This window comes from Variovorax sp. FG153 (assembly GCF_057809595.1).
Genome location: NZ_JBMDKG010000002.1, coordinates 20,393 through 40,543, shown reverse-complemented (window position 1 = coordinate 40,543; position 20,151 = coordinate 20,393). Strand labels below are relative to the sequence as shown.

Here is a 20,151-nt window from a genome sequence, read left to right as displayed (position 1 = left end):
CGCAACCCCGCACCCATCGAGGAGACCCCCATGTCCGATACCTATGTCCTGATCCACGGCGCCTGGCACACCGGTGCCGAAATGGAGGCCGTCGCGAACGGCCTGCGCGAGGCCGGCCACACCGTGCACTGCCCCACGCTCGCGGGCAACCGGCCCGGCGACGACCGCGCGAAGATCGGCCTGGCCGACGCGATCGATTCGGCGCTGCAGTACATCGAGGAGAAGAATCTCTCGCAGCTGCGGCTCGTGGGCCACAGCTATGGCGGCATGGTGATCACGGGCGTGGCCGACCGCCTCGCGCAGCAGCCGGGCAGGATCGCGCGGCTGGTCTACGTGAACGCCTTCGTGCCGCAGCCCGGCGAGTCGCTCAACGACATGGTGCCGCCGCACTACGTGGCGCTGTTCGATGCGGTGGCGGCCGCAAACAATCAGGCCGTGACCTTGCCGTTCGAGATCTGGCGCGATGCCTTCATCAACGACGCCGACATGGCGCTCGCGCGCTCGGCCTACGAGCAGCTCAACCCGCACCCGTACCGCACCTTCACCGACAAGATCGTGCTGAGCCAGCCGATGGCCGCGCTGCAGGTGGGCAAGTCCTACGTCAACTGCCAGCAGGACATCGCGCTGCCGCACAGCCTGCCGTGGCATCCGCGGCTGTCGGAGCGGCTGGGCCTCTTCAGGCTGGTCGAATGCCCGGGCAGCCACGAGATGTTCTTCTCGAACCCCAAGCGGCTCGCGCAGGCGATCCTCGAGGCGGGGCGCGACTGATCAGACGCGCGGCAGCAGCGCGTCGAACACGCGGATCGACGCATAGGCGTCGTTGGCCGCATAGCGCAGCTGCGCCTCGCTGAGCCGGTGGCTGGCCCAGTTCGAGGTCGTGGCCTTGCGCGACTTGGTGAAGCGCTGGCCGAACACCAGCGCCACGGCGGTCTTCACGCCGACCGAGCGGCGGTAGCCGCGGCGGCGGAACTCGTCGTCGATGTCGTAGACCGCGCGCGGCTCCACCTTGAGCTTCTGGCGGATCAGCGAGAGGTCGCTCGAGAGGCCGAAGCCCACCTTGCGCAGCGCCTCGGAGCCGATCAGCGCGCCCAGCACCTCGTTGCAGTCGCTGCGATGCAGCTGGAACAGCCATGCGGTCTCGCGCGTGGCGAACTGCACCAGGTGCGGGCCGGTCGAGACCTCGTTCTTGGCGAAGGTGGGCTTGGACTCGGTGTCGAAGCCGACCACGCCCGCGGCCAGCAGCGCGGTGGCCGCGCGCTCGGCATCGTCGCGCGTGGCGACCAGCACGATGTCGTTCAGGCCCAGGCCCTCGAAGGGTTCGAGCAGCGCGATCTCCTCGCGTTCGGGCAGCGGGGGCAGGGGTGTGCGGGTCGTGTTCAACGGGGAGCCGCCTTCCGGGCCTTCTTTGCCGGGACGGTCTTCTTCGCGGCGGTTTTCTTCGCCGCCACCTTCCTGGCGGGCGCTTTTTTCGCCGCCGCCTTCTTCGCGGCGGCCGCCTTGCGCGCCGCCTTCGGCACCGTGCCCGAGCGCAGCGCGGCCTCGAAGGCGCGCCGGCCCCACAGGGCGGCTTCCTCGCGGTCCTCGAACAGCTCGGGCGGCGCCTCGCGGTAGGACATCGGCATCTGCTTGCCCTGGCGCTCGTAGATGAAGGGCGGCAGGTTCAGCCGGTCGAAATGCATGGTGCTTTCGGCGTCGGACTTCAGGTAGAGCGTGTCGCGTATCACCAGCGCGAACATGCGGCCCTCGTGGTAGATGCCGAAGCCGCTGAACATGCGGCGGATGTCGATGCGGCCGAAGCGCTCGAAGGTCTCGTGCAGGCTGTCGGCGAAGGCGTTCTTCATGGTGTTCAGGCCGTGATCTCGATGCGGTTGCCGTCGGGGTCGAGCACCACGCTCTCGTAGTAGCCGTCGCCGGTGCGGCGCGGGCCGTCGAGCAGCGGGTAGCCGTCGGCCTGCAGCCGGCGGCTCAGCGCGTCGACCGCTTCCTCGGAGCCCACGCTGATCGCGAGATGGGTCCAGCCCATGCGCTGGGCGCCGGGCTCGGCCGTCACCGGAGAGAGCGTGCTGGTGGTCATGGCCTCGATGCGGGCGCCGTCGCCCAGGCTCAGGAAGCAGGAGGCGAAACCCTTCGCGGGATTGACGTAGCCCTCGCCCGCGGCGGCGCCGAAATAGTCGACGTAGAAGCGCTTGCAGCGTTCGAGGTCGGTGGTCCAGAGGGCGATGTGGTCGATGCGCATGGTGGGGGAGATGGCAGGTGGTTTCAGGCCTTGCGCCAGGGCGCGCGCGCCGGGTACCAGTGGTAGCTGATGCGTTCGCGCCCGCTGGTCGGATGGCGGTCGACCGTGCCGCGCGCGAGGCCGTAGCGTTCGTAGAAGCGCTGGGCCGCGGTGTTGGTGAGCGCCACGTGCAGCCGCCAGCCGGTGGGCATGCGCACGCAGGCCTCGTCGAGCAGCGCCTGGCCCAGGCCCTGGTTGCGCAGGTGCGGATCGACGAACAGCTGCGCCACGTACTCGCGCCGGTCGTGCAGCACCATGAAGGCCAGTGCCTGCGCGTCGCGCTCGGCGATCACCACCTCGGCCGGCGCCACGAACTCGGTGCGCACGCGCTGCAGCCAGTGGGCGATCGGCTCGATCGAGGCCGCGCCCGGATGCGAGGCCGACCAGGCCCGGCGCCAGATGCCGGCGAGCACCATGTTCTCCTCGGCCGCGCCGTCGCGCAGTCGCAGGTGGAAGGCGGGCGTCTGGGCGTCGGACATGGCCGTTCGTCAGCCGCGCAGCACCTGCGCATGGTGCGCCAGGTGGTCGGCCATGAAGCTCTGGATGAAGTAGTAGCCGTGGTCGTAGCCCGCGTGGCGCCGCAGCGTGAGCGGCTGGCCGGCCGCGAAGCAGGCGGCCTCGAAGGCTTCGGGGTGCAGCTGCTCGGCAAGGAATTTGTCGGCCAGGCCCTGGTCGACCAGGATCCCGTGCGGATAGGGCGCCGCGGTCTGCGACTGCATCAGCGCGCTGGCATCGTGCGCGAGCCAGGCCGCGCGGTCGTCGCCGGGTTCGCCGAGGTAGCCGCGCAGCGCCTTGTCGCCCCAGGGGCACTGGGTGGGCGCGCAGATCGGCGCGAAGGCCGACAGCGAGAGGAAGCGCCCCGGATGGCGCAGCGCCAGCGTGAGCGCGCCGTGGCCGCCCATCGAGTGGCCGAAGATGCCCAGGCGCGCGGTGTCGATCGCGAACTGGCGGCCCATCAGCGGCAGCAGCTCCTGCACGATCCAGCTCTCCATGCGCCAGTGGGTGGACCAGGGCGCCTCGGTGGCATCGAGGTAGAAGCCGGCGCCGATGCCGAAGTCCCAGCTCGCGCTGGCGCCCGGCAGCGCTTCCACGGCCGCGCCGCGCGGGCTGGTGTCGGGCGCGATCAGCGCCAGGCCGAGGCTGGCGGCCATGCGCTGCGCGCCGGCCTTGATCGCGAAGGTCTCCTCGTTGCAGGTCAGGCCCGCGAGGTACAGCAGCGCGGGCACGCGCTCGTTCGCGGCTTGCGGCGGCAGGTAGACCGAGAAGCGCATCGGCAGGCCGATCTCGTGCGAGGCCTGTTCGTAGAAGCCCTGCACGCCGCCGAAGCAGTGGTGCTCGGACAGGGTCTTGAGCAGATCGGTCATGCGGCGCCCCGCACCAGTTCGAGCACCGCGTCGGCGAAGGCGCGCGGCGCCTCCTGCGGCAGGTTGTGGCCCGCGCCCGGCACCAGCCGGTGCGAGCGCGGTCCGCTGAAGCGCGGCGCATGCGCCGATGCGTCGGCCGGCGGTCGCACGCCGTCGTCGATGCCGTCGAAGGTGATCGCGGGCACACGGATGACCGGCTGCGCGGCCAGCTGGCGATCGATGTCGGCATAGGCCGGATCGCCCGCCACCAGGCCGAAGCGGTGGCGGTACGAATGGATCACCACCTCCACGAAGTCGGGATGGTCGAAGGCCGCGGCGCTGCGCTCGAAGGTGGCGTCGTCGAAGCGCCAGGTCGGCGACCACAGCTTCCACAGCAGCCTGGCGATGGCCTTGCGGTCCTTCCGCAGGCCGGCGCGGCCGCGTTCGCTGTGGAAGTAGTACTGGTACCAGAGGCTGTGCTCGTTCTCGGGCGTGTCGGGCTCCATCGCGCGGGCGATGTTCTGGATGTTGTAGCTGTTGAGCGATACCAGTCCCGCGCAGCGCTCGGGCCACAGCGCCGCCACCACGCAGGCGGCGCGGCCGCCCCAGTCGTAGCCGGCGAGCACGGCGCGCTCGATCTCGAGCGCATCGAGCAGCGCCAGCAGGTCGGCGCCGAAGGCCGCCTGCTCGCCCGAGCGCGGCGTGTCCTTGCTCAGGAAGCGCGTGCCGCCGTAGCCGCGCATGTACGGCACGATGGTGCGACAGCCCTGCGCGGCCAGGATCGGCGCGACTTCGGCGTAGGTGTGGATGTCGTAGGGGAAGCCGTGCATCAGCAGCACGGGCGGTCCGTCGGCCGGGCCGCTCTCGTGGTAGGCGACCTCGAGCACGCCGGCTTCGATGCGGCGCAGGGGCTCCATGCGTTCCATGGTCGGCACCCGCGGCGTCAGTAGAGCACCACGCCGCGGATCGACTCGCCGCGCTTCATGAGGTCGAAGCCGTCGTTGATCTTCTCGAGCGGCATGGTGTGGGTGATCAGGTCGTCGATGTTGATCTTGCCTTCCATGTACCAGTCGACGATCTTCGGCACGTCGGTGCGGCCGCGTGCGCCGCCGAAGGCCGAGCCTTCCCACTTGCGGCCGGTGACCAGCTGGAACGGGCGCGTGCTGATCTCGGCGCCGGCCTCGGCCACGCCGATGATGATGCTGCGGCCCCAGCCCTTGTGCGTGCACTCCAGCGCCTGGCGCATCACCTTGGTGTTGCCGATGCACTCGAAGCTGTAGTCGGCGCCGCCGTCGGTCAGCTGCACGATGGCGTCGACCACGTTCTCGGTGTCCTTCGGGTTGATGAAGTGCGTCATGCCGAACTTGCGCGCCATGGCTTCGCGCTCGGGGTTCAGGTCGACGCCGATGATCTTGTCGGCGCCCACCATCTTCGCGCCCTGGATCACGTTCAGGCCGATGCCGCCGAGGCCGAACACCACCACGTTGGCGCCGGCTTCCACCTTGGCCGTGAAGATCACCGCGCCGATGCCGGTGGTGACGCCGCAGCCGATGTAGCAGACCTTGTCGAAGGGCGCGTCCTCGCGGATCTTGGCCAGCGAGATCTCGGGCGCGACCGTGTAGTTGCTGAAGGTGGAGGTGCCCATGTAGTGGGCGATGGGCTTGCCGTCGAGGCTGAAGCGGCTGGTGCCGTCGGGCATCAGGCCCTTGCCCTGGGTGCCGCGGATCAGCTGGCACAGATTGGTCTTGCGCGACAGGCAGAACTTGCACTGACGGCATTCGGGCGTGTAGAGCGGGATGACGTGGTCGCCCTTCTTGAGGGTGGTGACGCCGGGGCCGACGTCGACCACGATGCCCGCGCCTTCATGGCCGAGGATGGCGGGGAAGATGCCTTCGGGATCGGCGCCCGACAGGGTGTAGTAGTCGGTGTGGCAGATGCCGGTGGCCTTGATCTCGACGAGCACTTCGCCGAACCGGGGGCCGTCGAGGTCCACGGTTTCGATGGTCAGGGGGGCTCCGGATTTCCAGGCGACGGCGGCTTTGGTTTTCATGGCGTGTTCGGGGGGAAAGGGGGGAGGAGGGAAGGAATGGGGGCCGGAAGACGGCGCGAGGCCCCAAGGATACTCAGGCGGGGCCAGCGGGGAAGATACCCGACATGCCGATGAACCCGGGTAGGTGTCGGAAATCCCAGACCCAGTGTCGCAGCGCGGGAAATTCGTCGAGCGAAATGCCGCCTTCGCCGGCCAGCGCCACGTAGGGGAAGCAGGCCAGGTCGGCGATCGTCGGCTCGGCCGCCGCGGCCAGCCAGCGCAGGCCGGCGCTGGCCTGCTCGGCCAGGTGGTCGTCGAGCACGCGGAACACGGCGCGCGCGCCGGCGCGGCAGGCCTCGATGTCGAGGTGGCGGTAGCCCAGCGCGTCGTGCAGCCGCGCGGCCGAGGCGGTGCGCGTGATCTCGTCGGCTGTGGCGAGCCACATCGCGACCTGGCCGCGCAGCTTCGGATCGTCGGGGTACCAGCGCCGCCGGGCGTCGTGGCGGCTCGCGAGGTAGACCAGGATCGCCTGCGCATCGCGCAGCACGAAGCCCTCGTCCTCGATCACCGGGATCTGGCCGAGCGGGTTGAGCTGCGCGAGGAACGCGGCCGACTTGTGCGCGCGCCCCGGGTAGAAGTCGACCGGCACGGCCTCGTAGGGAACGGCCAGCCAGGCCAGCAGCTGTCGCACCTTGAAGCAGTTGCCCGAGAGCGGGTAGTCGTGGAGCCTGAGCAGCGTCGTCATGCGGCGGCCCTCGTGCCGAAGCGCATGCCGCGTTCGCGCAGCCAGCGGCGGTAGGTGACGGAGGTGGTGTCGCCGCGCGTCGGCGTCTCGGCGCGGCCTTCGAGCGGCATGCGCTTGAAGGCGTGGTTCTCGAGGATCGGCTTGTCCTGGCCGAAGATCGTGTGCTGGAACGCGATGAGTTCGGCGTCGCTCGACACATCGTCGAAGTAGGCCAGCACCGTGTGGGCGATCACGTGCTCGTCGTCGAGCGGCTGCAGGAACAGGCCGATCGCGTCCCGTGCCTCGGGCTGCAGGCTCGACTTGTAGAGCATGGCCGAGAAAGGCTGCATCACGCGGTAGGTGTAGCGCACGTCGGCACCGCTGTCGTGCGCGGCCGAGGCGCGCGGCTGCCAGAAGCGGCAGTCGGTGGCCCAGATCTCGCCGGTGGCGGGCTCGATCGCCACCTCGTACCGGGCGACCTCGGTGTGCGGCACCTTGCCGAGGTAGTCGGCGTGCACGAAGGGAAAGTGTGCCATGTCGAGGAAGTTCTCGATCACGCGCAGCCCCGACACCGCGACGCCGATGCCGCCGCAGTCGACGAGGCGGCGCCCGGGCTCGGTGTACTCCGGAAACTCGAACAGCGGGCGCGCGGGCCGGCCGCTGGGGCAGACCCAGAGGTAGCCGTGGCGCGACTGCACGGAAAGCGGCTGCGTGCCGAGCCGGCATTGCGGCGTGCCGCCGGCCTCGGCCCACAGCGAGAGCGTGGCGCCGAGCAGGCAGGTGTCGTAGGGCTGCCGCTGCGAGCGGCCGGCGAGCGCGCTCGCGGGGCCGACGACCAGCCAGTCGTCGAGCATGTTGGGATCGTCGGTGGCGAAGGGCATGGTGCGTCCTTCCTTCAGGCGTCGGGTGGTTCGATGTCGCCGCGCAGGGTTCGCGCGGCCGCGTGCAGGGCTTTCATCGCGTTGGAGCCCGGGGCGGCCTCGGTCCACAGGTGGACGAAGGCCAACTGCGGCTGCGCGTCGAGCAACAGCGCGACGGTCGGCGTGCCGCCGAGCGTGCCGCGCCATGCGTCCGCGGCGGTGCCAGCCACGAAGCCATGGCGTGCGAGCGCTTCGCGCACCGGCCGCGCGCCGGCACGCAGCGTCAGCGTGCGGCAGAAATGCCAGCCGGCCGGCACGGCATCGGCCAGTTCTTGCGGCGCGGATGGAACGGCATCGCCCTCGTGCGCCAGGTTCACCCACACCATGCCCGCTGCCTCGACCGCGCCAAACACCCTGGCGCAGACGCTGCGCGGCGCCGGCATCGCCGGATGGGCGGGAATGGCGACGCATTGCCCATTGCCCGCGGCGTACTGCCAGCCGTGGTAGGCGCAGGCGAGGCGGTTTTCGATCACCTGCCCGAGCGTGAAGCGCACGCTGCGGTGCGGGCAGCGGTTCTCCCAGGCCTGGGCCGCGCCGTCGGCCGAGCGCCAGAGCGCGAGCTCCTGGCCCTGGGCGAAGCCGGCGACGATATTGGCGCCGGGGCGCAGCCCGGCCGAAGGGGCAACAGGGTGCCATGGGTGGGAGGGGGCGGTGGTGGAATTGGTCATCGGGTTCTCCGTGGGGCAGGGAAGGTGCCAGACCATAATGGCGGCCCGTCCGACGCGTGCTGCCAGCCGATCCATCATGAAGAAAATCCTCGTCCTCAACGGCCCCAACCTCAACCTTCTGGGTACGCGCGAGCCCGAACAGTATGGCCGCGACACGCTGGCCGACGTGGAGCGCCTGTGCCATGAAACGGGCGCGAAGCTCGGCGTGGCGATCGAGTGCCGCCAGACCAACCACGAAGGCGTGCTGGTCGACTGGATCCAGGAAGCGGGCCGCGAGGTGGCGGCCGGCACCATGCTCGGCGTGGTGATGAACCCGGGGGCCTACACCCACACCTCGATCGCGCTGCACGACGCGATCAAGGGCGCGAGCGTGCCGCTGATCGAGCTGCACATCTCGAACGTGCATGCGCGCGAGGAGTTCCGCCATCGCTCGTACATCTCGCCGGCGGCGCGCGGGATCATCGTGGGGCTGGGCGTGAAGGGCTACACGCTGGCGATCGCCGCGCTCGTGCCCTGAGCCCCGGCTAGTACAGCGCCCGCGGCGCCGAGGCCTTCCAGCTGCGGCTGATGCGGCCCTGCGCATCGACGCTCTCGAGGTGCACGTCGAAGCCCCACAGGCGCGCCACGTGCTTGAGCACCTCCTCGGCATCGTCGTGCAGCGGCAGGCTGTTGCGCTGGGTGTGGCGCAGCGTCAGCGAGCGGTCGCCGCGCATGTTGACGTTCCAGACCTGGATGTCGGGCTCGCGGCTGCCGAGGTCGTACTGGCGCGACAGCGATTCGCGCAGCGCCTGGTAGCCGCTGTCGTCGTGGATCGCCGAGACCTCGAGCTCCGACTCGCTCTGGTGGTCGCGGATCGCGAACAGGCGGAAGTCGCGCATGGTCTTCGGACTCAGGAACTGGCCCACGAAGCTCTCGTCCTTGAAGTTGCGCATCGCGTAGTCGAGCGTGGCCACCCAGTCGCTGCCCGCGAAATCGGGGAACCAGCGCCGGTCCTCGTCGGTGGGCTTCTCGCAGATGCGGCGCAGCTCGGTGTACATCGCGAAGCCGAGCGCGTAGGGGTTGATGCCGCTGTAGGCGCGGTGGCCCACGGGCGGCTGGAAGATCACGCCGGTGTGCGAGCTCAGCCACTCCATCATGAAGCCGTCGTCGAGCTGGCCGCGGTCGTACATGGTGTTGAGCAGCGTGTAGTGCCAGAAGGTGGCCCAGCCCTCGTTCATGACCTGGGTCTGGCGCTGCGGGTAGAAGTACTGCGCGATCTTGCGCACGATGCGCACCACCTCGCGCTGCCAGGGTTCGAGCAGAGCGGCGTTCTTCTCGATGAAGTAGAGCAGGTTCTCCTGCGGCTCGAGCGGAAAGCGCGGCGCCGATTCCGAGCCGGCGTTCTGCTCGCTGCGCCGCGGCAGGGTGCGCCAGAGGTCGTTGACCTGCTGCTGCATGTGGCGCTCGCGCTCGGCGCGCTGGGCGCTCTCCTGCGCCAGCGAGCGCTTCTGCGGCCGGCGGTAGCGGTCCACGCCGTAGTTCATCAGCGCATGGCAGGAGTCGAGCAGCTTCTCGACCTCGTCCACGCCATGGCGCTCCTCGCATTCGGCGATGTAGTGCCGCGCATAGACCAGGTAGTCGATGATCGAGGACGCATCGGTCCACATGCGGAACAGGTAGTTGCCCTTGAAGAAGCTGTTGTGGCCATAGGCCGCGTGCGCGATCACCAGGGCCTGCATGGCCATGGTGTTCTCCTCCATCAGGTAGGCGATGCAGGGATCGGAGTTGATCACGATCTCGTAGGCCAGCCCCATGTGGCCGCGGCGGTAGTTCTTCTCGGTGGCGATGAACTGCTTGCCGTACGACCAGTGCCTGTAGATCATCGGCATGCCCACGCTGGCGTAGGCATCCATCATCTGCTCGGCCGTGATGATCTCGAGTTGGTTCGGGTAGACGTCGAGGCCGTAGCCGCGCGCGGTGCGTGCGATCTCGGTGTGGTAGCGCTCGATCAGGTCGAAGGTCCAGTCCGAGGGGCTGGGCAGCCGCTCGAGCTTGCCTTGCGGGATGGTGGCGGCGGTCGGCAGCGGCGGTGCCGAAGGAGGGCGGTCGGCGGGGGTCATGCGCTGGCTCCTTCCTTCTTGAAGAGGTCGCGGAACACGGGGTAGATGTCGCTGGCCTCGGACACCTTGCGCATCGCGAAGTTGGGCTCGATGCCCTCGAGCTGCGCGTATTCCTGCCACAGGTTCTGCTCGGTCTCGGCCACCTGCACGTAGGCGTAGTAGCGCACCTTCGGCAGGATGTTCTCCTCGAGCAGCTGGCGGCAGCGCCCGCTGTCCTGGTGCCAGTTGTCGCCGTCGCTGGCCTGCGCGCCGTAGATGTTCCATTCGCCGCTGGGGTAGCGCGCGCGCACGATCTCGTCCATCAGCACCAGCGCGCTCGACACCACGGTGCCGCCGGTCTCGGTGGCGTGGAAGAACTCGTCCTCGCTGACCTCCTGCGCCTGCGTGTGATGGCGCAGGAACACCAGGTCGATGGTCTCGTAGTGTCGCGTGAGGAACATGTACAGCAGCATGAAGAAGCGCTTGGCCATGTCCTTGCGCGCCTCGTCCATCGAGCCCGAGACGTCCATGAGGCAGAACATCACGGCCTTGGCGCTGGGCACCGGCGTCTTCACGCGGTTGCGGTAGCGCAGGTCGATCGGATCGATGTAGGGCACGTGGCGCGCGGTGCGGCGCAGCTCCTCGATGCGCGCCTCGGTCTCGGCGATCTCGTTCTGGATGAAGGGCTGCGTGGCCTGCGGATGCGCCTTCAGGTGCAGCAGGTGCGCCTCGAGCCGGCGCAGTTCCTTGCGCGGTTCGCCGCCGAGCGCGATGCGCCGGGCCAGCGCGCCGCGCATCGAGCGCACCACGTGCAGGTTGTTGGGCGTGCCGTCGCTGGTGAAGCCCGCGCGGTGGCTCTTCCATTCGGGCACGTCGGCGATCTGCGTGCGGATCAGGTGCGGCAGCGCGAGGTCGTCGAAGAACACGCGCATGAACTCCTCGCGCGTGAGGTGGAACACGAAGTCGTCGTTGCCCTCGCCGCTGTCGCTGGCCTCGCCGCTGCCCGAGCCGCCGCCCTGGCCGCCCTCTGGGCGCTTGATGCGGTCGCCGCGCACGTACTCCTGGTTGCCCGGGTGCACGTACTCGCGGTCGCCGCCGCGCGCATGGCCGAACACCGGCTCCGACACATCGTGGCGCGGCAGCGTCACATCCTCGCCCTGTTCCAGTTCGCGGATGTTGCGGCCGCTCACGGCTCGCCGCACCGCCTCCTGGATCTGGCCGCGGTAGCGCCGGAGAAAGCGCTCGCGGTTGCCGATGGACTTGTTCTTGCCCGAGAGCCGGCGGTCGATGATCTGCTGCAGGATGGCCACGATGGTTTCAAAGCTCCTTGCAAAACGATGGGCGTTGGCGTGCTCCGTTGGCGGTGCGCGCTACGAGCTCTTGCGCACGCGCAGGTACCACTCGCACAGCAGGCGCACCTGCTTGGCGGTGTAGCCCTTCTCGACCATGCGCGTGACGAAGTCCTCGTGCTTCTTCTGCTCGTCGGCGCTGCTCTTGGTGTTGAAGCTGATCACCGGCAGCAGCTCCTCGGTGTTGGAGAACATCTTCTTCTCGATCACCGCGCGCAGCTTCTCGTAGCTGGTCCAGGCGGGGTTGCGGCCGTTGTTGCCGGCCCGCGCGCGCAGCACGAAGTTGACGATCTCGTTGCGGAAGTCCTTCGGGTTGCCGATGCCGGCCGGCCGCTCGATCTTCTCGAGCTCGGCGTTGAGCGAGGCGCGGTCGAAGACCTCGCCGGTGTCCACGTCGCGGAACTCCTGGTCCTGGATCCAGTAGTCGGCGTAGGTCACGTAGCGGTCGAAGATGTTCTGGCCGTACTCGCTGTAGCTCTCGAGATAGGCGGTCTGGATCTCCTTGCCGATGAACTCGGCATAGCGCGGCGCCAGCAGTTCCTTGATGTAGCTGATGTACTTCTGCTCGACCTCCTGCGGGAACTGCTCGCGCTCGATCTGCTGCTCGAGCACGTACATCAGGTGCACCGGGTTGGCGGCCACCTCGGAGCTGTCGAAGTTGAAGACCTTGGAGATGATCTTGAAGGCGAAGCGCGTGGAGACGCCGCTCATGCCCTCGTCGACGCCCGCGTAGTCGCGGTACTCCTGGATCGACTTGGCCTTGGGGTCGGTGTCCTTGAGGTTGTCGCCGTCGTAGACCTGCGACTTGCTGAAGATGCTCGAGTTCTCGGGTTCCTTCAGCCGCGTGAGCACCGACAGCTGCGCCATCATGCGCAGGGTTCCGGGTGCGCAGGGCGCCTGGGCCAGCGAGGAGTTGCGCACCAGCTTCTCGTAGATCTTGATCTCCTCGGACACGCGCAGGCAGTAGGGCACCTTGACGATGTAGATCCGGTCGAGGAAAGCCTCGTTGTTCTTGTTGTTGCGGAAAGCCTTCCACTCGCTCTCGTTGCTGTGGGCCAGCACGATGCCATCGAACGGTATCGCGCCGAAACCCTCGGTGCCCTTGAAGTTGCTTTCCTGCGTGGCGGTCAGAAGCGGGTGCAGCACCTTGATCGGCGCCTTGAACATCTCAACGAACTCCAGGAGACCCTGGTTCGCGAGGCACAGGCCGCCCGAATAGGCGTAGGCGTCCGGGTCGTCCTGGGCATAGGTCTCGAGCTTGCGGATGTCGACCTTGCCGACCAGCGAGGAGATGTCCTGGTTGTTCTCGTCGCCGGGCTCGGTCTTGGCCACCGCGATCTGGCGCAGCACCGAGGGGTAGCGCTTCACCACCTTGAACTGGCGGATGTCGCCGCCGTACTCCTCGAGCCGCTTGACGGCCCAGGGCGAGAGGATGCGCTGCAGGTAGCGGCGCGGGATGTTGTATTCCTTCTCGAGGATCTCGCCGTCCTCGGCCGCGTCGAACAGGCCGAGCGGCGATTCGTTCACCGGCGAACCCTGGATCGCGTAGAAGGGCACGTGCTCCATGAGCTGCTTGAGGCGCTCGGCGATCGAGCTCTTGCCGCCGCCGACCGGGCCCAGCAGGTAGAGGATCTGCTTCTTTTCCTCCAGGCCCTGCGCGGCGTGGCGGAAATAGGACACCACCTGCTCGATGGCCTCCTCCATGCCGTAGAACTCCTTGAACGCCGGGTAGATCTTGATGACCTTGTTGGCGAAGATGCGCGAAAGGCGGGAGTCGTTGCGGGTGTCGACCAGTTCGGGGTCGCCGATGGCCTTGAGCATGCGCTCGGAAGCCGTGGCGTAGGCCATCGGATCCCGTTTGCAGAGTTCCAGGTAGTCCTGCAGTGAAAGGACCTCTTCGCGAGTGCGCTCGTAACGCGCTGCAAAGTTGCTGATCACATCCATGGTCACGCCTCCGTCAAGTCAGCGGGCCTTTAAAGCCCGAAATCCTGCAGTCCGAAAGCGTCGCATCTTTTGAAAAAGGTGTGGCCGCCCAGGGCTGCATGCCTTGGAAAACTCCCTTAAACACAATCTGCACAATCAGCATAAAGCAAAGAGTGCACCCGGGAAATAGTTGTTAATTCAGAACCACAGTCACGAGTAAAGTTCAACAAAAAAATCGTGCACGAGTTTGCGAATTCCAGCTAAATTCCCAGGTTCCGCAAACCGGTTCGGGTAAACCAGTCTGCCAGTGAAAATACCTATGGCAATCGACATATGCGTCCTTTGCGTGTTTTAACGGCAAGCACCTCCTATTGAGCCCGTTGACTCAAAAAAACAACGCTGTCCTTCAATAACGCGGCAGCTTCGGTTTGGGTTTATTGCTCATTCAAAAAAAATCTAAAAGCAATCTGCGCGCCATCTTTTGATGAGCGCGGCGCGCGCCGCGGCGTGGGAAAGCGCGCCAGCTGCGAGTCGGAGGGAAGCGGAAGAAGGCGCCGTTGTGGTGCGTGGCACCGAAGGCGTTCGAGGGGCACCGTTCGCGTGCGTGGCCGCAAACAAAAGGCCGCAGGGGGCCTCGAGGCCGTGGCGCACCCCTCGTGCGCCACGGTTCAGCACGGCAGGGCCGTGCGTTTCGTCCTCAGCTGAAGAATTCCTTGGCCTTGTCGAACCAGCCCTTGTCGGTGGGGCTGTGCTTCTCGCCGCCCTTCTTGAGCGACTCGTCGAGTTCCTTCAGCAGCTTGCGCTGGTGCTCGGTGAGCTTGACCGGGGTCTCGACGCGCACGTGGCAGTAGAGGTCGCCCGGGTAGCTCGAGCGCACGCCCTTGATGCCCTTGCCGCGCAGGCGGAACTGCTTGCCGCTCTGCGTGCCGTCGGGAATGTCGATGGCCGCGTTGCCCTTGAGCGTGGGCACGTTGATCTCGCCGCCGAGCGCCGCGGTGGTGACGCTGACCGGCACCACGCAGTGCAGGTCGTCGCCGTCGCGCTCGAACAGCTCGTGCTTCTTGAGCCGGATCTCGATGTAGAGGTCGCCGGGCGGGCCGCCGTTGGTGCCGGGTTCGCCGTTGCCGGTGCTGCGGATGCGCATGCCGTCGTCGATGCCGGCCGGGATCTTCACTTCCAGCGTCTTGTTGTTCTTGATCTTGCCCTGGCCGTGGCAGGTCGCGCAGGGCTCGGGAATGATCTTGCCGCTGCCGTGGCAGGTCGGGCAGGTCTGCTGCACGCTGAAGAAGCCCTGGCGCATCTGCACCGCGCCCGCGCCGTGGCAGGTGGTGCAGGTGATCGGCTTGGTGCCCGGCTTGGCGCCGGTGCCCTTGCAGGTGCCGCAGTCGTCCCAGCTCGGGATGCGGATCTGGGCTTCCTTGCCCTCGGCCGCTTCCTCGAGCGTGATCTCCATCGCGTAGCTCAGGTCGCTGCCGCGGAACACCTGGCGCCCACCGCCGGCGCGGCCGCGGCCACCGCCGCCGAACACGTCGCCGAAGATGTCGCCAAAGGCTTCCGCGAAGCCGCCGAAGCCTTCCGCGCCCGGGCCGCCGCGCATGTTGGGATCGACGCCGGCGTGGCCGTACTGGTCGTAGGCCGCGCGCTTCTGGCCGTCCGACAGCATTTCATAGGCTTCCTTCACCTCCTTGAACTTGGCCTCGGCGTCCTTGCTGGTGTCGCCGTGGTTGCGGTCCGGGTGGTGCTTCATCGCGAGCTTGCGATAAGCCTTCTTGATTTCGTCGTCGCTCGCGTTCTTGGGAACGCCGAGGGTTTCGTAGTAGTCGCGTTTGGTGGCCATGGCAGGTTCGGTCGGGCGGCGGGGCGGTCTTCGGGTCTTCTTCTGGAAACGGGTATCGATCGAAGCGAGAAAGGCTGGAGCACCCTTTCAGGTGTTCCAGCCCCGTTCGACCGAGCGGACGCTCAGTCCTTCTTCTTGACTTCCTTGACCTCGGCGTCGACCACGTTGTCGTCGGCCGGGGCGCTGCTCGCAGCTTCCGCGCCAGCCGAGGCACCCGGGCCGCTGGCGGCACCGGCCGCGGCCTGCGCGTCGGCGTACATCTTCTCGCCGAGCTTCTGGCTCGCGGTCATCAGCGTGTTGGTCTTCTCTTCGATCGCGGCCTTGTCCTCGCCCTTGACCACGTCCTCGAGTTCCTTGATCGCGGTCTCGATCTTTTCCTTCTCGCCGGCGTCCAGGCTGTCGCCGTGCTCGCCCAGCGACTTGCGCACGCTGTGGACCATGGCCTCGCCCTGGTTGCGCGCCTGCACCAGCTCGACCTTCTTCTTGTCCTCGGCCGCGTTGAGCTCGGCGTCCTTCACCATGTTCTGGATCTCGTCCTCCGACAGGCCCGAGTTCGCCTTGATGGTGATCTTGTTTTCCTTGCCGGTGCCCTTGTCCTTGGCGCCGACGTGCAGGATGCCGTTGGCGTCGATGTCGAAGCTCACCTCGATCTGCGGCGTGCCGCGCGATGCCGGCGGGATGCCCTCGAGGTTGAACTCGCCGAGCAGCTTGTTGCCCGCGGCCACTTCGCGTTCGCCCTGGAACACCTTGATCGTCACGGCTGGCTGGTTGTCTTCCGCGGTCGAGAAGGTCTGCGCGAACTTGGTCGGGATCGTGGTGTTCTTCGTGATCATCTTGGTCATCACGCCACCCATGGTCTCGATGCCCAGCGACAGCGGGGTCACGTCGAGCAGCAGCACGTCCTTGCGGTCGCCCGAGAGCACCTGGCCCTGGATGGCGGCGCCGACGGCCACGGCCTCGTCGGGGTTCACGTCCTTGCGCGGGTCCTTGCCGAAGAAGGCCTTGACCTTGTCCTGCACCTTGGGCATGCGGGTCATGCCGCCGACCAGGATCACGTCGTTGATGTCGCTCACGCTGATGCCGGCATCCTTGATGGCCAGGCGGCAGGGCGCGATGGTGCGCTCGATCAGCTCGTCGACCAGGCTCTCGAGCTTGGCGCGCGTGAGCTTGATGTTCAGGTGCTTCGGACCGGTGGCATCGGCCGTGATGTAGGGCAGGTTGACGTCGGTCTGGGCGCTGTTCGACAGCTCGATCTTGGCCTTCTCTGCGGCTTCCTTCAGGCGCTGCAGCGCGAGCACGTCCTTGCTGAGGTCGACGCCCTGTTCTTTTTTGAACTCGCCGATGATGTAGTCGATGATGCGCTGGTCGAAGTCCTCGCCGCCGAGGAAGGTGTCGCCGTTGGTCGACAGCACTTCGAACTGCTTCTCGCCGTCCACGTCGGCGATCTCGATGATCGAGACGTCGAAGGTGCCGCCGCCGAGGTCGTACACGGCGATCTTGCGGTCGCCCTTGTCCTGCTTGTCGAGGCCGAAGGCCAGCGCCGCGGCGGTGGGTTCGTTGATGATGCGCTTGACGTCGAGGCCCGCGATGCGGCCGGCGTCCTTGGTGGCCTGGCGCTGGGCGTCGTTGAAGTAGGCCGGCACCGTGATCACGGCTTCGGTCACGGCTTCGCCGAGGTAGTCTTCGGCGGTCTTCTTCATCTTGCGCAGGATGTCGGCGCTGACCTGCTGCGGGGCCATCTTCTTGCCGCGCACTTCCACCCATGCGTCGCCGTTGTCGGCCTTGGCGATGGTGTAGGGCATTAGGTCGATGTCCTTCTGCACTTCTTTTTCCTCGAACTTGCGGCCGATCAGGCGCTTGATCGCGTACAGCGTGTTCTTGGGGTTGGTGACGGCCTGGCGCTTGGCCGAGGCACCGACCAGCACTTCACCGTCTTCCTGGTACGCGACGATCGAAGGCGTGGTGCGCGCGCCTTCCGAGTTCTCGATCACGCGCGTGGTGTTGCCTTCCATGATCGACACGCACGAGTTGGTGGTGCCGAGGTCGATGCCGATGATCTTTGCCATGTTCTGTACTCCTGAAACCTGAAAAATATGTTGTTATGAACTTGTGGATAACCCGGGTCTATTCAAGGGAGGAAACGGGGTTTTCCTGTGGAATTCGTGTGGATGGGGAAGGGGGCGAGGCGGCTTACTTCGGAGCGCTGACGGTGACCAGCGCGGGGCGCAGCACGCGCTCGGCGATGGTGTAGCCCTTCTGCAGCACGCCCACCACGGTGTTCGGTTCCTGGTCGGCCGGCACCACCGAGATCGCCTGATGCTGGTGCGGATCGAACTTGCTGCCGGGGGCCGGCGCGATCTCGATCACCTTGTTGCGCTCGAGCGCGCTCTTGAGCTGGCGCAGCGTGGCTTCGGCGCCTTCGCGGATCTGCTCGGGGGTGGCGTCCTTGACGGCGAGACCGGCCTCGAGGCTGTCGGTCACCGGCAGCAGGCTCTCGGCGAAGGCTTCGACCGCGAACTTGCGGGCCTTGGAAATCTCGTCGTCGGCGCGGCGACGGGCGTTCTGCACGTCGGCCTGCGCGCGCAGGTACTGGTCGGCCAGTTCGGCGTTCTTGGCCTGCAGCGCGGCGAGCTCGCCCTGGGCCGCGGCCAGCGCGTCCGCCTCGTTGGCGGCTTGCGCGGCCTCCAGCTCTTCAGGGCTGGGTTCGCCGTGCAGGGTTTGCGAATTCGGGGCGGATTGTTGCGGATCGGACATCTTTGGAAGCGGATTGATCGATGGGCTGGAAACAAACGATTGCGGGCCAGTTGGGGCCCTCCGGAGGCTTTTCAAGCGAAAAAATGCGGCCGAAAAGGCCGCATGGGCATGAAAGATGGCCCCCGAGCTCCCTCACTTCGTGAGGTCGCTGCCCCCGAGGGGGCGTTTTCCATCTTGGGGCGGCCCGGCGATGAAAAAGGCCCTTCGCAGGGCCTTCGAGCCGAGGGCCCGCCGCTCGATCAGTGGGTGTCGAGCAGCTCGACGTCGAACTTCAGGGTGGCGTTCGGCGGGATCACGCCGCCGGCGCCGCGGGCACCGTAGCCCAGCGAGGCCGGGATGATCAGCGTGCGCTGGCCGCCGATCTTCATGCCGGCCACGCCTTCGTCCCAGCCCTTGATGACCTGGCCGGCGCCGAGCGAGAACGCGAACGGGTCGTTGCGGTCGCGGCTCGAGTCGAACTTGGCGCCCTGCACGCCGTCGTTGTAGAGCCAGCCGGTGTAGTGCACGTGCACGTGGTGGCCGGGCTTGGCTTCCGCGCCGTCGCCGACGACGGTGTCTTCGTATTGCAGGCCGGAGGGAGTGGTGGGCATGGTGAACGCTCCTTGCGTCGGTATGTGTTCGCGAGATGAAAGAAAAGGCATCGATCCGGGGATCGAAGGCGCGGAGTTTACCGAGGCCGGAGGACGGCGCTTGCCGGACGGGGCGCCGCCGGGTTCAGTCCGAGATCGGCGGCGGGATCGGCGAGGAGGGTGGGGAGGGCGGCGGTGAGGCGGGCGCGGGCAGCGGCGGCGTGGGCGGTTGTGGCCCGGGCGCGGCCGTCGGCGTCGCGGCCGCGGGTACCGCGGCGGCCGGTTGCGCCGCCGCCTTCTTGGCCTGGCCGAGCTGCCACTTGCTCGCGAAGGCCTGCAGGTCGGACAGCCGCTTGAGCAGGTCCTGGCCGCTGAGCGTGAGGCTGTAGCCGTCGCCGCCGTGGCTCACCACGCCGGCTTCGCGCAGTTCTTTGATCCGGGTGTTGAGGGTGTTGGGAGTGATGCCGCCGACGCTGTCCTGCAGCAGCCGGAAGGTCTGGGCATGGCCGTCGCGCAGGGCCCAGAGCACACGCAGCGCATAGCGGGCCTCGAGCAGCGCGAGCAACTGGCTGATGGCTGCGTTTTCCTTGGAACTCATCGTCATCATCTCCTCTGCGATCTGTGCTGCGCGGGAGGCCGGCTGGTGGGCAGTGCCTCGGCCTCGCTCTTTTTTGATGGTTGGCGGACCGCTCTCCGGCCTTCGCTCCGGCCGGGGACTATAGCTCAAATGATTACGATGCTACTAGTTTTATAGCTATGGGCGTACGCTGCATGCGGCTCCAGAGACAAAGCGTCACATCTTCGAAAAATTCGCCATGGCTTCGCCCAGCCGGATGGGGCGCGTGGGCGCCCATTCGGAATTGAAGGCCACCGCGGGCGCGGGGAACAGCATGACGACGGTCGAGCCGAGCAAGAAACGGCCCATCTCCTCGCCCTTGCGCAGTTCGATCCGACGGTCGTCGTAGCGCCATTCGCGCAGCTCGCCCCCGCGCGGCGGGTTGACCACGCCGTGCCACACGGTCGCCATGCTGCCGACGATGGTGGCGCCGACCAGCACCAGCACGAAGGGGCCATGGGCCGATTCGAAGACGCAGACCACGCGCTCGTTGCGCGCGAACAGGCCCGGCACGCCGCGCGCGGTGGTCGGGTTGACCGAGAACAGTTCGCCCGGCACGTGGATCATGCGCAGCAGCCGCCCGTCGCAGGGCATGTGGATGCGGTGGTAGTCGCGCGGGCTCAGGTACAGCGTGGCGAAGCTGCCGTGCGCGAACTGCGCCGCGAGCGCCGCGTCGCCGCCCACCAGGGCCGTGGTGCTGTAGCTGTGGCCCTTGGCCTGGAAGATCTGGTCGCCCTCGATCGCACCGAACTGGCTGATCGCACCATCGACGGGACAGATCAGGTCGGCGTCGGCGAGCGGGCGCACGCCGGGCTTGAGCTCGCGCGTGAAGAACTGGTTGAAGCTCTTGTAGTGCGCGATATCGGGCTCGAGCGCCTCGTTCATGTCGACGCCGTATTTGTCGACGAAGCGCCGGATGATCCAGGTGGTGACCGCTCCCCGCTCCTTGCCCGCGACCCAGCCGGCGAAATTGGTCAGTGCCTGCTTGGGGAACAGGTATTGGGGCAGGACGGCGGAGCGATCAGACACGTGCGGAGCTTCTGGTTCTTGGATGGGAGGGGCATTC

20 protein-coding genes and 1 pseudogene are annotated in these 20,151 nt (G+C 67.3%); 2 read left to right on the top strand and 19 right to left on the bottom strand.

Going from position 1 to position 20,151, the window contains the following annotated elements:
- Positions 1–30 precede the first annotated feature (30 nt).
- Positions 31–768 carry an alpha/beta fold hydrolase gene (locus ACODT0_RS03300; protein WP_261210486.1) on the top strand — a complete coding sequence of 246 codons (738 nt, stop codon included), beginning with the start codon at positions 31–33 and terminating at the stop codon, positions 766–768.
- Here ACODT0_RS03300 and ACODT0_RS03295 read toward each other — a convergent pair whose 3' ends face one another.
- The 10 genes from ACODT0_RS03295 to ACODT0_RS03250 form a co-directional block, all read right to left on the bottom strand.
- Complete coding sequence (locus tag ACODT0_RS03295) at positions 769–1,380, bottom strand: 3'-5' exonuclease (RefSeq protein WP_489040566.1); 612 nt, start codon at positions 1,378–1,380, stop codon at positions 769–771.
- A complete protein-coding gene (locus ACODT0_RS03290) occupies positions 1,377–1,841 on the bottom strand; it encodes a TfoX/Sxy family protein (protein WP_489040565.1) in 465 nt (154 codons plus the stop codon). Before ACODT0_RS03290 ends, ACODT0_RS03295 begins: the two co-directional genes overlap by 4 nt.
- Positions 1,842–1,846: 5 nt before the next feature.
- Positions 1,847–2,236: a VOC family protein gene (locus ACODT0_RS03285; protein ID WP_261210488.1), complete on the bottom strand. Its 390-nt coding sequence runs from the start codon at positions 2,234–2,236 to the stop codon at positions 1,847–1,849.
- Positions 2,237–2,259: 23 nt separating this feature from the next.
- The gene (locus ACODT0_RS03280; protein ID WP_489040564.1) at positions 2,260–2,754 is read right to left on the bottom strand and encodes a GNAT family N-acetyltransferase; all 495 of its coding nucleotides are present in this window, start codon (positions 2,752–2,754) and stop codon (positions 2,260–2,262) included.
- A gap of 9 nt (positions 2,755–2,763) precedes the next feature.
- Positions 2,764–3,639 carry an S-formylglutathione hydrolase gene (fghA, locus tag ACODT0_RS03275; protein ID WP_489040563.1) on the bottom strand — a complete coding sequence of 292 codons (876 nt, stop codon included), beginning with the start codon at positions 3,637–3,639 and terminating at the stop codon, positions 2,764–2,766.
- On the bottom strand, positions 3,636–4,544 hold the full coding sequence (locus ACODT0_RS03270; RefSeq protein ID WP_489040562.1) for an alpha/beta fold hydrolase: 909 nt from the start codon (positions 4,542–4,544) through the stop codon (positions 3,636–3,638). Before ACODT0_RS03270 ends, fghA begins: the two co-directional genes overlap by 4 nt.
- 17 nt (positions 4,545–4,561) lie before the next feature.
- Entirely contained in the window at positions 4,562–5,668 is a 1,107-nt protein-coding gene (locus ACODT0_RS03265; protein ID WP_057594524.1) for an S-(hydroxymethyl)glutathione dehydrogenase/class III alcohol dehydrogenase, read from the bottom strand.
- 73 nt (positions 5,669–5,741) lie between these two features.
- On the bottom strand, positions 5,742–6,392 hold the full coding sequence (locus ACODT0_RS03260; protein WP_057594523.1) for a glutathione S-transferase family protein: 651 nt from the start codon (positions 6,390–6,392) through the stop codon (positions 5,742–5,744).
- Positions 6,389–7,252: an aromatic ring-hydroxylating dioxygenase subunit alpha gene (locus ACODT0_RS03255; RefSeq protein ID WP_489040561.1), complete on the bottom strand. Its 864-nt coding sequence runs from the start codon at positions 7,250–7,252 to the stop codon at positions 6,389–6,391. The genes ACODT0_RS03260 and ACODT0_RS03255 overlap by 4 nt, the downstream gene beginning before the upstream one ends.
- 14 nt (positions 7,253–7,266) lie before the next feature.
- Entirely contained in the window at positions 7,267–7,959 is a 693-nt protein-coding gene (locus tag ACODT0_RS03250) for a Rieske 2Fe-2S domain-containing protein (protein ID WP_489040560.1), read from the bottom strand.
- A 76-nt stretch (positions 7,960–8,035) separates the two neighbouring features.
- Between ACODT0_RS03250 and aroQ the strand changes: the two genes are divergently transcribed.
- Positions 8,036–8,476: a type II 3-dehydroquinate dehydratase gene (gene aroQ / locus ACODT0_RS03245; protein ID WP_057594519.1), complete on the top strand. Its 441-nt coding sequence runs from the start codon at positions 8,036–8,038 to the stop codon at positions 8,474–8,476.
- A 7-nt stretch (positions 8,477–8,483) separates the two neighbouring features.
- Here aroQ and ACODT0_RS03240 read toward each other — a convergent pair whose 3' ends face one another.
- From ACODT0_RS03240 to asd, 9 genes and pseudogenes are all read right to left on the bottom strand, one after another.
- Positions 8,484–10,058: a SpoVR family protein gene (locus ACODT0_RS03240; protein ID WP_057594518.1), complete on the bottom strand. Its 1,575-nt coding sequence runs from the start codon at positions 10,056–10,058 to the stop codon at positions 8,484–8,486.
- A complete protein-coding gene (locus tag ACODT0_RS03235) occupies positions 10,055–11,347 on the bottom strand; it encodes a YeaH/YhbH family protein (protein ID WP_057594517.1) in 1,293 nt (430 codons plus the stop codon). Before ACODT0_RS03235 ends, ACODT0_RS03240 begins: the two co-directional genes overlap by 4 nt.
- 60 nt (positions 11,348–11,407) lie before the next feature.
- A complete protein-coding gene (locus ACODT0_RS03230; protein WP_057594516.1) occupies positions 11,408–13,330 on the bottom strand; it encodes a PrkA family serine protein kinase in 1,923 nt (640 codons plus the stop codon).
- A gap of 676 nt (positions 13,331–14,006) precedes the next feature.
- Positions 14,007–15,146 (bottom strand): molecular chaperone DnaJ, encoded by a 1,140-nt coding sequence (gene dnaJ / locus ACODT0_RS03225; RefSeq protein WP_057594515.1) that lies wholly within the window; start codon positions 15,144–15,146, stop codon positions 14,007–14,009.
- A 122-nt stretch (positions 15,147–15,268) separates the two neighbouring features.
- Complete coding sequence (gene dnaK, locus ACODT0_RS03220) at positions 15,269–17,212, bottom strand: molecular chaperone DnaK (RefSeq protein ID WP_489040559.1); 1,944 nt, start codon at positions 17,210–17,212, stop codon at positions 15,269–15,271.
- A 124-nt stretch (positions 17,213–17,336) separates the two neighbouring features.
- Positions 17,337–17,900: a nucleotide exchange factor GrpE gene (grpE, locus tag ACODT0_RS03215; protein ID WP_057594513.1), complete on the bottom strand. Its 564-nt coding sequence runs from the start codon at positions 17,898–17,900 to the stop codon at positions 17,337–17,339.
- A gap of 239 nt (positions 17,901–18,139) precedes the next feature.
- The gene (locus ACODT0_RS03210) at positions 18,140–18,490 is read right to left on the bottom strand and encodes an FKBP-type peptidyl-prolyl cis-trans isomerase (protein ID WP_057594512.1); all 351 of its coding nucleotides are present in this window, start codon (positions 18,488–18,490) and stop codon (positions 18,140–18,142) included.
- A gap of 274 nt (positions 18,491–18,764) precedes the next feature.
- A pseudogene (locus ACODT0_RS03205) lies at positions 18,765–19,067 on the bottom strand (winged helix-turn-helix transcriptional regulator); the annotation flags it as partial.
- A 195-nt stretch (positions 19,068–19,262) separates the two neighbouring features.
- On the bottom strand, positions 19,263–20,114 hold the full coding sequence (asd, locus tag ACODT0_RS03200; RefSeq protein ID WP_489040558.1) for an archaetidylserine decarboxylase: 852 nt from the start codon (positions 20,112–20,114) through the stop codon (positions 19,263–19,265).
- Positions 20,115–20,151 lie beyond the last annotated feature (37 nt).